Annotated in this window: 12 protein-coding genes; 7 read left to right on the top strand and 5 right to left on the bottom strand. The window is 71.3% G+C overall.

What is annotated here, in order from left to right:
• Window positions 1-84: 84 nt before the first annotated feature.
• From ettA to miv_RS33560, 4 genes are all read right to left on the bottom strand, one after another.
• Window positions 85-1,737 (bottom strand): energy-dependent translational throttle protein EttA, encoded by a 1,653-nt coding sequence (ettA, locus tag miv_RS27995; RefSeq protein WP_048426435.1) that lies wholly within the window; start codon window positions 1,735-1,737, stop codon window positions 85-87.
• A gap of 186 nt (window positions 1,738-1,923) precedes the next feature.
• A complete protein-coding gene (locus miv_RS27990) occupies window positions 1,924-2,196 on the bottom strand; it encodes a hypothetical protein (RefSeq protein WP_058618612.1) in 273 nt (90 codons plus the stop codon).
• A gap of 12 nt (window positions 2,197-2,208) precedes the next feature.
• Window positions 2,209-3,114: a DNA/RNA non-specific endonuclease gene (locus miv_RS33565; RefSeq protein WP_425312995.1), complete on the bottom strand. Its 906-nt coding sequence runs from the start codon at window positions 3,112-3,114 to the stop codon at window positions 2,209-2,211.
• A gap of 59 nt (window positions 3,115-3,173) precedes the next feature.
• Window positions 3,174-3,410 carry a hypothetical protein gene (locus miv_RS33560; protein WP_244748750.1) on the bottom strand — a complete coding sequence of 79 codons (237 nt, stop codon included), beginning with the start codon at window positions 3,408-3,410 and terminating at the stop codon, window positions 3,174-3,176.
• A 271-nt stretch (window positions 3,411-3,681) separates the two neighbouring features.
• Between miv_RS33560 and dxs the strand changes: the two genes are divergently transcribed.
• From dxs to miv_RS27950, 7 genes are all read left to right on the top strand, one after another.
• The gene (gene dxs, locus miv_RS27980) at window positions 3,682-5,655 is read left to right on the top strand and encodes a 1-deoxy-D-xylulose-5-phosphate synthase (protein WP_207180180.1); all 1,974 of its coding nucleotides are present in this window, start codon (window positions 3,682-3,684) and stop codon (window positions 5,653-5,655) included.
• 184 nt (window positions 5,656-5,839) lie between these two features.
• Window positions 5,840-6,877 (top strand): hopanoid-associated sugar epimerase, encoded by a 1,038-nt coding sequence (hpnA, locus tag miv_RS27975; protein WP_244748749.1) that lies wholly within the window; start codon window positions 5,840-5,842, stop codon window positions 6,875-6,877.
• On the top strand, window positions 6,874-7,758 hold the full coding sequence (gene hpnC / locus miv_RS27970) for a squalene synthase HpnC (protein WP_048427287.1): 885 nt from the start codon (window positions 6,874-6,876) through the stop codon (window positions 7,756-7,758). The genes hpnA and hpnC overlap by 4 nt, the downstream gene beginning before the upstream one ends.
• Window positions 7,755-8,615: a presqualene diphosphate synthase HpnD gene (gene hpnD / locus miv_RS27965; RefSeq protein ID WP_207180179.1), complete on the top strand. Its 861-nt coding sequence runs from the start codon at window positions 7,755-7,757 to the stop codon at window positions 8,613-8,615. Before hpnC ends, hpnD begins: the two co-directional genes overlap by 4 nt.
• Window positions 8,612-9,907, top strand: a complete 1,296-nt coding sequence (gene hpnE / locus miv_RS27960; protein ID WP_207183661.1) for a hydroxysqualene dehydroxylase HpnE — start codon at window positions 8,612-8,614, stop codon at window positions 9,905-9,907. The genes hpnD and hpnE overlap by 4 nt, the downstream gene beginning before the upstream one ends.
• A 77-nt stretch (window positions 9,908-9,984) precedes the next feature.
• The gene (gene shc, locus miv_RS27955) at window positions 9,985-12,024 is read left to right on the top strand and encodes a squalene--hopene cyclase (RefSeq protein WP_207180178.1); all 2,040 of its coding nucleotides are present in this window, start codon (window positions 9,985-9,987) and stop codon (window positions 12,022-12,024) included.
• Window positions 12,025-12,107: 83 nt separating this feature from the next.
• A complete protein-coding gene (locus tag miv_RS27950; RefSeq protein WP_207180177.1) occupies window positions 12,108-13,139 on the top strand; it encodes a TIGR03885 family FMN-dependent LLM class oxidoreductase in 1,032 nt (343 codons plus the stop codon).
• A 78-nt stretch (window positions 13,140-13,217) separates the two neighbouring features.
• Here the strand turns inward: miv_RS27950 and miv_RS27945 are convergent, their stop codons facing one another.
• Window positions 13,218-13,514, bottom strand: coding sequence for a GCG_CRPN prefix-to-repeats domain-containing protein (locus miv_RS27945; protein ID WP_048427284.1), 297 nt, complete (start codon window positions 13,512-13,514; stop codon window positions 13,218-13,220).
• Between the last annotated feature and the right edge of the window lie 138 nt (window positions 13,515-13,652).

Here is a 13,652-nt window from a genome sequence, read left to right as displayed (position 1 = left end):
GACACGAGAAAGGGCCCCGCGGGGCCCTTTTTTGTTGTGCGGATCCAGATGATGCGGGGCGGCCGGCGCCGCCCCGCTCACGGTTCAGCGGCTGAACTTCTTGTACTTGATCCGGTGCGGGATGGTGGAATCGACGCCCAGGCGCCGCTTCTTGTCCGCCTCGTAATCGGCGAAGTTGCCCTCGAACCACTCGACGTGGCTGTCGCCCTCGAAGGCGAGGATGTGGGTCGCGATCCGGTCGAGGAACCAGCGATCGTGGCTGATGATCACCGCGCAGCCGGCGTAATCCTCCAGCGCCTCTTCCAGCGCGCGGAGGGTGTCGACGTCGAGGTCGTTGGTCGGCTCGTCGAGGAGCAGCACGTTGGCGCCGCTCTTCAGGATCTTGGCGAGGTGGACGCGGTTGCGCTCACCGCCCGACAGCACGCCGACCTTCTTCTGCTGGTCGGAGCCCTTGAAGTTGAAGGCGCCGCAATAGGCTCTGCTGTTGATCTCGCGCTTGCCGAGATACAGGATGTCGTTGCCGCCCGAGATCTCCTGCCACACGGTGGCGTCGGGGTTCAGGGCGTCGCGGGACTGGTCGACGTAGCCGAGCTTGACGCTCTCGCCGACCCGGATGTCGCCCTTGTCGGGGGTCTCCAGCCCGTTGATCATCCGGAACAGGGTGGTCTTGCCGGCGCCGTTCGGGCCGATCACGCCGACGATGCCGCCCGGCGGCAGCTTGAACGACAAATCGTCGATCAACAGGCGGTCGCCGAAGGCCTTCTCGAGGTGGTCGAACTCGATGACGTTGTTGCCGAGCCGCTCGGCGATCGGGATGACGATCTGGGCGGTCGAGGGGCCCTTCTCCTGCGCCTTGGCGACGAGGTCCTCGTAGCGGGCGATACGGGCCTTGGACTTGGCCTGCCGGGCCTTCGGCGAGGCCGAGACCCATTCCTGCTCGCGCTCGATGGTGCGCTGGCGCGACTCCTCCTCGCGGCCCTCCTGGGCGAGGCGCTTCTGCTTCTGGACCAGCCAGGACGAGTAGTTGCCCTCGTAGGGAATGCCCCGGCCGCGATCGAGTTCGAGGATCCAGCTCGTGACGTTGTCGAGGAAGTAGCGGTCGTGGGTCACGATCAGGATCGCGCCCGGGTAGGACCGAAGGTGGCCTTCGAGCCAGCCGACCGTCTCGGCGTCGAGGTGGTTGGTCGGCTCGTCGAGGAGCAGGAGTTCCGGCTGCCACAGCAGCAGGCGGCAGAGCGCGACGCGGCGGCGCTCGCCGCCCGACAGGGTGGCCACGGCCACGTCGTCGCCCGGGCAGCGCAGGGCGTCCATCGCCTGATCGACCTTGGAATCGAGATCCCACAGACCCTTGGCCTCGATCTCGTCCTGGAGGCGGGTCATCTCGTCCGCCGTCTCCTCGGAGTAGTTCATCGCGAGCTCGTTGTAGCGATCGAGGATCGCCTGGGACTCGGCGACGCCCTCCATCACGTTCTCGCGGACGGTCTTGTCCGGATCGAGCTGCGGCTCCTGCGGCAGGTAGCCGACCCGCGCGCCCTCGGCCACGAAGCCGTCGCCGTTGAACTCGGTGTCGATGCCCGCCATGATGCGCAAAAGCGTCGACTTGCCGGCGCCGTTGACGCCGAGCACGCCGATCTTGGCGTCCGGGTAGAAGGACAGGTGCACGTTGTCGAGCACCTTCTTGCCGCTGGAATAGGTCTTGGTCAGACCCCGCATGTGGTAGATGAATTCACGGGCCATGGCGGTGATCCTTCAGAGTTCTGGCGCGCGGTCCGGATCGGGCGGCGTCTGCCGGATTCGGGCCATCTCCCGGGACACGATCGGATCGCCGGGCGTCGACGCGGCCGGCCGCGCGCGGGAATGGGGAGTGCTCCCGCGCTTACCAGGGCCGCCGGGGGGGTGCAAGGCGGCGGGACGAGGCGCCCTTCACCCGAACGGGTTCTTGACCTCGGTGGTCGCCCCCCGGGCCTCCTCCGCCCGTTCCGGCAGGTCGGCCTCGTCCTCCAAAGCCGTGACGATCGCCGTCAGCGTCGTTGTCAGCGCGCGGGCCCGCTCCAGGCTCTCCCGGTCGCGGGCGAAATCGAGGGAGCCGTGGAGCGCGATGCGCGTCGTGCCGTTCTCCAGCGTCAGGTCGCCGAGAGTCTGGACCGCGGCATCGTCGGCGAAGGGGGTGAAGGCGGACTTCGCGGGTGCGGGCATGGGAAGCGTCCGTCAGAACAGCGAACGGAGGAAGTCGCGCCAGGCACGGCGGGCGGCGCGGCGCAGCTCGGCGGCGAGCCAGTCGAGGAAGCCCGGCTCGCGGCGGCTGCGCGGCCCGCCGACATATTCGTCGCGCTTCGGCTCCGGCAGGGGCATGATGCGCCGGCGGACGGAATCCGGCAGGTCCGGAAAGGCGACGATGCCGCCGATCGCCGCGAGCCGATCGAGGGAGATCGCTTCCCACTCCTCGCCCGGGGCGTTGCGGGCGAGGTAGACACCCGCCTCCCCCCGGTTGGCGTCATAGACCGCCTTGAACAGGCGGGTCGGGATCAGCACCCGGCCGCGCAGCGATTGCACGCTCGCGCCCTCGAACAGCGGTCCGGTGACGACGAACAGATCGCCGCGCTCGATCGCGAGCGCCCGCACGCTGCTCTCGATCCCGGCCCAGAGCCGGCGGTTGAGGTCCGGGTTCTGCGGGACGATGTTGGCGAGGCTGAAGGATTCGCTCTGCGTGCCCGGGCTCGGCATGTCTCCGGAGGGCGCCATGTGGCCCCGGTCCCAGCCGCTGCCGGCGTAATCCGCGAGTTCGGAGCGGGCCGCCGCCGGCAGTTGCATCTCCTCGTGGAAGGCATCGACCCGGTCGATCCGGCGGGCCGCCTCGACCCGCGCCGCGGTGAGGTGCTCGGCGGCGTAGAGCGGCGTGCGGGCGAGGCCCGAATAGAGGACGGCGAAGGCCTGGTAGCACAGGAGCGTGGTGTCCGCGGCAAGCCGCGGATTGGTCAGCACCGGCTGCGTGCCGCCGGCGAAGTCGCCCAGGCAAGTCCGGGCCTCCCCCGCCGCCGGCAGGGCCACGAGCAGCAGGCAGGCAAGGCCGGCCGCCGGCCGCGCCGTTCCGAGACCGGTCTTGCTGGATCCGATCTCTTTCGAACCCGTCTTGCCCGCGCCGGTTCTGCCCGCGCCAGCTTGGCCGGAGCGGATCACGCGCAGATCCGGACCCGCCGCGGGCCCTCGGGTGTCGGTCGCACCCGCCAGGTGCAGACGGGAATCCGCCGCCGCGAGATGGTGTCGCAGGTGCGGTCGGTCGGCCGGCAGGTGGGCCAGTGCGGCAGCCAGGCGGGATCGAGCGCCGGATAGAGCGGCACCGCCCGCGCCTGACCCGGGGCCAGCAGCACGAGGCTCAGGACGAGCCCGCACGCCGGTATCGATCGTCCCATCTGAACTCCGTGCGGGAATGCGTATTGGCGCAATCGCGCCGTCGACTCGCAGCCTAGCGCATCCCCGCGCAGCTGTCGCCTCGCGGGCGAAATTCACCGTGAGTTCAGGATGTTCTTGGGAGTTGTTGTGCAGCATGCGGTCGCAACCGTGGCGTTCGCGGGCCGGCGATGGCGCGAACGGCCGCTTGCGGTATAACGGCCGCCATCTGCGAGGATCCCGGGGCCGCGAGGCCGGGCGGGGTCCACCTTCGACACGAGCGAGCGTCACCCCTTGTCCGATCTGGTCCTTCCCCTCCTCGACCGCGTCCGCGTTCCCGCGGATCTGCGCCAGCTGCCCGAGAGCGACCTCGCCCAGCTCGCCGCCGAACTGCGCGCCGAGACCATCGACGCCGTCTCGGTCACCGGCGGCCATCTCGGCGCCGGCCTCGGCGTCATCGAGCTCACCGTCGCCCTCCACTACGTCTTCAACACCCCCGACGACCGCATCATCTGGGACGTCGGACACCAGGCCTACCCCCACAAGATCCTCACCGGACGCCGCGACCGCATCCGCACGCTCCGCCAGGGCGGCGGCCTCTCGGGCTTCACCAAGCGCTCCGAGAGCCCCTACGATCCCTTCGGCGCCGCCCATTCCTCCACCTCCATCTCCGCCGGCCTCGGCATGGCGATCGGCCGCGACCTCGCGGACGCCGCCGCGAAGGCGCGCGGCGAGACGCCCCCGCGCCGCAACGTCGTGGCGGTGATCGGCGACGGCTCGATCTCGGCCGGCATGGCCTACGAGGCGATGAACAATGCCGGCGCGCTCAAGAGCCGCCTCATCGTCATCCTCAACGACAACGACATGTCGATCGCGCCCCCCGTCGGCGCCATGTCGTCCTATCTCGCCAGGCTCGTCTCGGGCGACACCTACCGCTCGCTTCGCGACACCGCCAAGCAGTTCGGCCGGCTGCTGCCCAAGGCCCTCTACGACACCGCGGCCCGCGCGGAAGAGTATGCCCGCGGCATGCTGGCCGGCGGCGGCACGATGTTCGAGGAGCTCGGCTTCCACTATGTCGGCCCGATCGACGGGCACAACCTCGAGCACCTGCTGCCGGTGCTCAAGAACGTGCGCGACGCCCCCGACGGCCCGGTTCTGATCCACGTCGTGACCCAGAAGGGCAAGGGCTACGCCCCGGCCGAAGCCGCGGCCGACCGCGGCCACGCGGTGGTGAAGTTCGACGTGGTGTCGGGCAAGCAGACCAAGGCCAAGCCCAACGCCCCGGCCTATACGCGGGTGTTCGGCGAGAGCCTGATCAAGGCGGCGGATGCCGACGACAAGGTGGTGGCGATCACCGCGGCGATGCCCTCGGGCACCGGCGTCGACCTCTTCTCGAAGGCGCATCCCGACCGGACCTTCGACGTCGGCATCGCCGAGCAGCACGCGGTGACCTTCGCGGCGGGGCTGGCGACGGAGGGGTTCAAGCCGTTCTGCGCGATCTACTCGACGTTCCTGCAGCGCGGCTACGACCAGCTGGTGCACGACGTGGCGTTGCAGAACCTGCCCGTGCGCTTCGCGCTGGACCGCGCGGGTCTGGTCGGCGCCGACGGGGCGACGCATGCGGGCGCCTTCGACCTGGCGTATCTCTGCTGCCTGCCGAACATGACCGTGATGGCGGCGGCCGACGAGGCCGAGCTGGTGCATATGGTGGCGACGGCCCACGCGCATGATACGGGGCCGATCGCGTTCCGGTATCCGCGCGGCGAGGGCGTCGGCGTCGAGATGCCCGAGCGGGGCGAGGTGCTGGAGATCGGCAAGGGCCGGGTGATCCAGCGCCCGGAGGGAGCGCGGGTGGCGCTGCTCAGCCTCGGCACGCGTCTGGCGGAAGCGCTGAAGGCGGCGGAGCGTCTGGAGGCGGCCGGCATCGGCGTGACGGTGGCGGATGCGCGGTTTGCCAAGCCGCTCGACGAGGCGTTGATCCTGGATCTCGCGGGAAGCCACGAGGTTCTGGTGACGCTGGAAGAGGGGTCGGTCGGCGGCTTCGGCGCGATGGTGCTGCACCTGTTGTCGTCGCGCGGGGCGCTGGACGAGGGCAAGGTTCGGGTGCGGACCCTGACGCTGCCGGACAGCTACCAGGACCACGACACGCCGGACCGGATGTACGCCGAGGCCGGGCTCGACGCGCCGTCGATCGTCAAGGTCGTCGAGGCCGCGCTGCCGGTGCACGAGGCCTCGGCCGAGCGGTCCGGGCGTCTGCGCCTCGCCTGAGACGTCTCGCTGGCCGATTTCATCCCGGGGTCACGATGCTGATGCGCGGGCGGCACGCCCGGCCGCGATCGGCGGCCTGCGCCTTGCGAGCATGGCGCGGGGCTGGCAGAAGCGGCCCGGCTTCCCGAATTGATGTCACTGTCGGACGAGTGGGCGCGCCGCCCGAGCCGCCGAGAAGGAACGCATGACCGAGGCCCCGCACAGAACCGCGTCCACCCCCGGATTCGAGCCCGGCCCGATGCTGATCACCGGCGCCAGCGGCTTCCTCGGTCCGGCGCTGGTCGACGTGTTCCGCGCCGCCGGCTTCCCGGTGCGGGTGCTGGTGCGCGCCACCAGCCCGCGCACCAACCTGACCTGGCCCGACGTCGAGATCGTCGAGGGCGACATGCGCGACCCCGAAGCGGCGGCGGCGGCCATGCGCGGCATGCGCTACCTCGTCCACGCCGCGGCCGATTACCGGCTCTGGGCGCCGGATCCGGAAGAAATCGTGCGCACCAACCGCGACGGCACCCGGGCCCTGATGCGGGCGGCGCTCGATGCGGGCGTCGAGCGGGTCGTCTATACGTCGAGCGTCGCCACCATCAAGCCGCATGACGACGGCACGCCCGCCGACGAGACCCGGCCGCTGACGCCCGAGACCGCCATCGGCGCCTACAAGCGCAGCAAGGTGGTGGCCGAGCGGGTGGTCGAGGAGATGGTGGCCCGCGACGGTCTGCCGGCGGTGATCGTCAATCCCTCGACCCCGATCGGCCCCCGCGACGTGAAGCCGACCCCGACCGGGCGGATCATCGTTGAGGCGGCGAACGGCAAGATGCCGGCCTTCGTCGATACGGGCCTCAACCTCGCCCATGTCGACGACGTGGCGAAGGGCCATCTCCTCGCCCTGCACCGGGGCCGCATCGGCGAGCGCTACATCCTCGGTGGCGAGGACGTGCTCCTGTCGCGCATGCTCGCCGACATCGCCGGCCTCGTCGGGCGCAAGCCCCCGACCGTGCGGCTGCCGCGGGCCGCGGTCTACCCGGTGGCGTTCGTGTCCGAGCTCGCCGCGCGGATCACCGGCAAGGCGCCGCTCGCCACGATCGACGGCATCCGGATGTCGCGCTACCGCATGTTCTTCTCCGACGCCAAGGCGCGGGCCGAGCTCGGCTACGCGGCCCGGCCCTACCGCGACGGCCTGTCTGATGCCGTCGCCTGGTTCCGTCAGGCGGGATACATCCGATGACCACCGTCACCGAGGCGCGCTCCGGCAAGGGGCACCGCGACGAGAACTTCCCGGTCGCCTCGCACCTGATCCATCCGCGCCACCGCGGCCCGATCCTGGACTTCTACTACTACGTCCGGGCCGGTGACGACGTCGCCGACAATGCCGGCCTGTCGCCCGAGCGCAAGATCGCGCTCCTCGATCGTCTCGCCGACGCGCTGACCGGCAAGGGGCCCGACGATCCCGAAGCCGCGCCTCTGCGCCGCTCGCTCGCCGAGCGTGGGCTGCCGCCGCGCCACGCACTCGAACTCCTCGACGCGTTCCGGATGGACGCGCACAAGACGCGCTACGAGACCTGGGACGAGCTCGCCCATTACTGCCGCTACTCGGCGGTGCCGGTCGGCCGCTTCGTCCTCGACGTGCATGGCGAGGATCCGGGCCGCACCTGGCCGACCTCGGACGCGATCTGTACCGCCCTGCAGGTGATCAACCACCTCCAGGATTGCGCCAAGGATTTTCGGAGTGTCGACCGGGTCTACCTGCCGCGGGAGACCCTCGAGAAGCACGGGGCCCGGATCGAGGATCTGGGGCTTGCGCGCGCCACGCCGGCGCTCCGCGCCGTGATCGCGGATCTGGCGCAACGCTGCCTCGACCTCCTCGAGGAAGGACGCGCCCTGCCCGACCTCATCGACGACACCCGGCTCGCCATGGAGATCGCGGCCATCCATCGCCTGGCGGTGCTGCTCGCCCGCGGCCTGCTGGTCCGCGATCCGCTGAGCGAGAAGGTCCATCACGGCAAGGCCGCCTTCGCGCTCACCGCGCTCGGCGCCGCCGCCACCACGCTCGCCCGGCGGCCGTTCCGCCGCCACCTCCATCCGGCCCTGCGGGGAGCCCGCCCGTGACCGCCCTCGCCTCCCAGCCCGCGCCGCAGCTCCAGGCCTCCGAAGAAGCCCCGGCCCTGCCGGCCGCCGGGTCGTCGTTCTACACCGCCATGCGGCTGCTGCCGGCCGAGCAGCGCGACGCGATGTACGCGGTCTACGCCTTCTGCCGCGCGGTCGACGATGTGGCCGACGACGGCGGTGCCCGCGAGGTCCGCGCCGCCGAGCTCGATCGCTGGCGCGCCGACATCGACGCCCTCTATGCCGGCCGGCCGGTGCCGCGGACCCAAGCCCTCGTGGGGCCGGTGCGGCAGTTCGGGCTGAAGCGCGAGGATTTCCAGGCGGTGATCGACGGCATGGCGATGGATGCCGAGGCCGACATCGTCGCGCCCGATTCCGCGACCCTCGATCTCTATTGCGACCGGGTGGCGAGCGCCGTCGGCCGGCTCTCCGTGCGGATCTTCGGCCTGCCGGAGGAGCCCGGCATCCGGCTCGCCCACCATCTCGGCCGGGCGCTGCAACTCACCAACATCCTGCGCGACATCGACGAGGATGCCGAGCGCGGCCGGCTCTACCTGCCGGCCGAGCCGCTGGCGGCGATCGGGCTTTCGCACCCGACCCCGGAGAGCGCGCTGGCTCATCCGCGCCTCGGAGAGGTCTGCGCCCGGCTCCTCGACGAGGCGCAAGGGCATTACGATGCGTCCTGGGCGATCATGAACGGTCAGTCGCGCCGTGCCACCAAGGCGCCCCGCATCATGGGGGGGGCCTACCACCTGATCCTCGTCGGCCTGCGCAAGCGCGGCTGGGCGGCGCCGCGTGCGCGGGTGAAGCCCGGCAAGCTCGCGCTGATCGGCGTCCTCCTGCGCCACGCGATCGTCTGATGGGTACGATCCATGTCCTCGGCGCCGGTCTCGCCGGCCTCTCCGCGGCCCTCAGGCTCGCCAAGGCCGGCCGGCGCGTCGTGGTGCACGAGGCGGCCAAGCAGGCCGGCGGGCGTTGCCGCTCCTACTTCGATCCGGCCCTCGGGCTGACGATCGACAACGGCAACCACCTGCTGCTCTCGGGCAATCGCGACGCCCTCGACTTTTTGAAGCTCGCCGGTGCGCCGGACGGCGTGCTGGCCGGGCCTGACGAGGCCGCGTTCGCCTTCGCCGACCTCGCGACGGCCGAGCGCTGGACCCTGCGCCCCAATGCCGGGCGCCTGCCCTGGTGGGTGCTCGATGCCCGTCGCCGGGTGCCGGGCAGCCGCGCCCGCGACTACCTCGCGCCCCTCGGCATCTTTCGCGGAGCCGCCAAGGCCGCCACGATCGGCGAGAGCATGTCGTGCGAGGGGCTGCTGTGGGACCGGCTCTGGCACCCGGTGCTGCTCGCCGCGCTCAACACCGAGCCGCAGGAGAGCGATGCGGGGCTTGCCGCCACCATCCTGCGCGAGACGCTGGGAGCCGGCGGCCGGGCCTGCCGGCCGCTCATCGCCGTCGAGGGGCTGTCGGCGGCCTTCGTCGATCCCGCACTGACAGCTCTGGCGCAGGCCGGTGCCGAGGTGCGCTTCGGCCGTCGCCTGCGGGCGCTCGGGATCGAGGGCGGGCGGCTCACCCGGCTCGACTTCTCGGACGGGCCGGAACACCTCGGGCCCGACGACGCGGCGGTGCTGGCCCTGCCGGCCTGGGTCGCCGCCGACCTGATGCCGGGTCTGAGCGTGCCGCAGAGTCACCGCTCGATCGTCAACGCGCATTTCGCGCTGGCCCCGAAGCCGGGGGCACCGCTGCTGCTGGGCGTCGTCGGCGGCGTCACCGAGTGGCTGTTCTCCTACCCCGACCGGCTCTCGGTGACGATCAGCGGCGCCGACCGCCTGCTCGACGTCCCGCGCGAGGAACTGGCCCGCACGATCTGGGACGAGGTCTCGCGGCTCTCGGGGTACGCCGGCGAGCCGCTGCCGCGCTGGCAGATCGTCAAGGAGAAGCGCGCCACCTTCGCGGCGACGCCGGCGGAAGCCGCGCGCCGCCCGGGTGCGCGCACGCACATCGAGAACCTGGCGCTCGCCGGAGACTGGACCGCGACCGGGCTGCCCTCGACGATCGAGGGGGCGATCCGGTCCGGTGCGACGGCGGCGCAGGTTCTGACGGGGACCGGCGCCGGTAACCGTGTCAACGCTGCGTTGCGTGGAGCGGCTTGACGCCGGGGGCCTGTTTCGGGAACAGCGTGGGCCTGCGCGGCGTTTTGTGCGCTGCGAAAACATATCGGGATGGCATCATGGGCGGCGGGGCGGAGCCGCCCTCCCTAGAGGAAGGCAAGGATACCGTGGGCAAGGTCGAGACGCTGCAACGCAAGAGCACGCAGGACATCACCCTCGACGAGGTCGAGCGGCGGGTCTCGGCCGCGTCCCGGGCCTTGACGCAGATGGCCCATGGCGACGGGCATTGGTGCTTCGAGCTCGAGGCGGACGCCACCATCCCGTCCGAGTACATCCTCTACCACCAGTTTCGCGGCTCCGAGCCCGGGCGGGAGCTGGAGGAGAAGATCGCCGTCTACCTGCGCCGCACGCAGAGTGGGCTGCATCACGGCTGGTCCCTGGTCCATGAGGGGCCGCTCGACATGAGCGCGTCCGTCAAGGCGTACTTCGCCCTCAAGATGATCGGCGATTCCCCCGATGCGCCGCACATGCGCCGGGCCCGGGACGCGATCCTGCAGCGCGGCGGCGCGGCGCATGCCAACGTCTTCACCCGCACGCTGCTCGCCCTCTACGGCGAGGTGCCGTGGAACGCCGTGCCGGTGATGCCGGTCGAGGTGATGCTGCTGCCGCGGTGGTTCCCGTTCCACCTCGACAAGGTGTCGTACTGGGCCCGCACCGTGATGGTGCCGCTCTTCGTGCTCCAGGCCAAGAAGCCGCGGGCCAAGAACCCGCGTGGCATCGGCGTGCGCGAATTGTTCACCCAGGATCCCGAGCGGATCCGGCGGTGGCCCTCCGGCGCCCAGGAATCCTCGCCCTGGCGCCCGGTCTTCGCGGTCATCGACGACGTCCTGCGGGTGGTCGAGCCCCTGTTTCCCAAAAAGCCCCGGGCCCGCGCGATGGACAAGGCGGTGGCCTTCGTCAGCGAGCGCCTGAACGGTGAGGACGGCCTCGGAGCCATCTTTCCGGCCATCGCCAATTCAGTGCTGATGTACGAGGCGCTGGGCTATCCGGAGGACCATCCCCTGGTGGTCACGGCGCGCTCGGCGGTGGAGAAGCTCGTCACCGTCAAGGAGCACGAGGCCTACGTCCAGCCCTGCCTGTCGCCGGTCTGGGACACGGCGCTCGCCGCCCACGCCCTGATGGAGGCCGGCGGGCCGGAGAACGAGCGCCAGGCCCGCGCCGCCCTCGAATGGTTGAAGCCGCTCCAGGTGCTCGACATCAAGGGCGACTGGGCGGCCCGCAAGCCGGACGTGCGCCCGGGCGGCTGGGCGTTCCAGTACAACAACGCGCATTATCCCGATCTCGACGACACCGCCGTGGTGGCGATGGCGATGGACCGGGCGCAGACCCGCCTCGGCCCCGGCGAGGGCGGCTCGGACTACACGCAGTCGATCGCCCGCGCCCGGGAATGGATCGAGGGCCTGCAGAGCCGCGACGGGGGCTTCGCGGCGTTCGATGCCGACAACACCTACCACTACCTCAACTACATCCCGTTCTCCGACCACGGCGCGCTGCTCGATCCGCCGACCGCCGACGTCACCGCCCGCTGCATCTCGATGCTGGCGCAGCTCGGCGAGACCAAGGAGACGAGCGCGCCCCTGGCCCGGGCCGTCGACTACCTGCTCGCCGACCAGGAGGAGGACGGCAGCTGGTACGGCCGCTGGGGCATGAACTACATCTACGGCACGTGGTCGGCGCTCTGCGCGCTGAACGCCGCCGGCCATGACCCGGCTTCCGCACCGGTCCGCAAGGCCGTCGACTGGCTGGTCTCGATCCAGAACCCCGATGGCGGCTGGGGCGAGGACGCGACGAGCTACAAGCTCGAATATCGCGGCTACGAGCGCGCCGGCAGCACCGCCTCCCAGACCGCCTGGGCCTTGATCGCCCTGATGGCGGCCGGCGAGGCCGACCACCCGGCGGTCGCCCGCGGCGTCAACTATCTCGCCCGCACGCAAGGGGCGGACGGGCTGTGGGGCGAGGAGTTCTACACCGGCACCGGCTTCCCGCGGGTGTTCTATTTGCGCTATCACGGCTACGCGAAGTTCTTCCCGCTCTGGGCGCTGGCGCGCTACCGCAATCTCCAGCGGGGCAACAGCCGCAAGGTCGCGGTGGGGATGTAGCGAGGGGCCGGGCCCGCGGCGCAACCGCGCCGGCCCGGAACGACCGCCCGGGCTCGGGCATTCCCCGGGCCGGGAGCCCCGCCATGACCCTGTACAGCTACCACATCTCCCACGAGCAATGCCCGCCCCGGGCGCTGCTCGCACTCGCCCAGCGGGCCGAGCAGGCCGGCTTCGACGGGGCCTTCTCCTCCGACCACCTCCAGCCCTGGTCGCCGAGCCAGGGCGAGTCCGGCTTCGCCTGGGCCTGGCTCGGCGCGGCCCTCCAGGCCACCGAGCGGCTGACCTTCGGCATCATCTCGGTGCCGGGCGGCTGGCGCTATCATCCGGTGGTGCTGGCCCAGGCCGTGGCGACCCTCGGGCAGATGTTCCCCGGCCGGGTGCCGTGGGTGGCGCTCGGCAGCGGCCAGGCGATGAACGAGCGCGCGACCGGCGGTCCCTGGCCCGACAAGGCCGAGCGCAACGCCCGCCTGCGCGAGGGCGCCGAGATCATGCGGGCCTTGCTCGCCGGCGAGACCGTGACCCAGCGCGGCCGCCTGACCGCCGTCGACGCCAAGGTCTGGTCGCTGCCCGAGACCCCGACCCGCCTCGTGGGGGCGGCCACCAGCGTCGAGACCGCCGCCTGGCTCGGCACCTGGGCCGACGGGCTCCTCACGGTCGGGACGAGTCCGGAGGTCCTGGGGCCGATCGTCGACGCCTTCCGGGAGAATGGCGGCGCCGACAAGCCGGTCTTCCTCAAGATGGACTTGAGCTACGCCCCCGACCCGGCCGAGGCCCTGCACCAGGCCCATGCCGAGTGGCGCTTCAACGCCATCCCGGCCTCGGTCGCCTGGGAGCTGCCCCGCCCCGCCGATTTCGAGGCCGCCGCGCGCCATCTGCGGCCGGAGGACATGCACGAGACGGTGCTGATCTCCCACGACCTGCCGGCGCTGACCGAGCGCATCGCGGCCTGTGCGGCGCTCGGCTTCGACAGCATCGACCTGCATCAGGTCGGCGGCAGCCAGCCCGCCTTCATCGACGCCTTCGGCGAGCGGGTCCTGCCGGCCCTGCACGGCCGCAAGGCACCGGTGATCGAGTTCGATCCGTTCGGGCGCAAGCCCGCGGCGCGGGCCGGGTAGCACCGGAATTTTCTGGCCGAAACGCGAAAAGGCGCCCGACCGGCCGGTCGGGCGCCTCGTTCTGTCGTGCTCGCCGGATCAGTAGCCGTAGTAGAAGCGCCGCGGACCGTCATACGGGCGGCGCCAGTACGGCCGCGGGCCGTAATAGTAGGGACGCGGCCCATAGACCGGCCGGGGTCCGTAGAACGGGCGGCAATAGCCGAAGCGGTTCGGGACGAAGCCGGGGCCGCAGCCACCGGCCACTGTCGTCACGGCCGTTTCCGGCGCGAGCGAGTCCGCCGCGCCGAGGCCGATCGGGCCGGCCTGCGCCGCCGACGCGAGAACCAGGCCGCCCGCAACGAGGCCGGCCATCCCGAGCACCTTGACGTGCATCATCGTGGGATCTCTCCTTCAGGACGGGAGCGACCGCGAGGACCGCCCCGACGCCTGCAGGATAAGAGCTAACGACCTGAACGCAGGCTGAGCGAGCCGGTCGGCTCCCGCTCATCGGGATGGGCCACCGATCCGTCAGTC

This window comes from Methylobacterium indicum, from assembly GCF_017347565.1.
Lineage (GTDB): Bacteria > Pseudomonadota > Alphaproteobacteria > Rhizobiales > Beijerinckiaceae > Methylobacterium > Methylobacterium indicum.
Note: the sequence above shows the minus strand (reverse complement) of the source record. Positions and strands in the feature narration are given on the sequence as shown.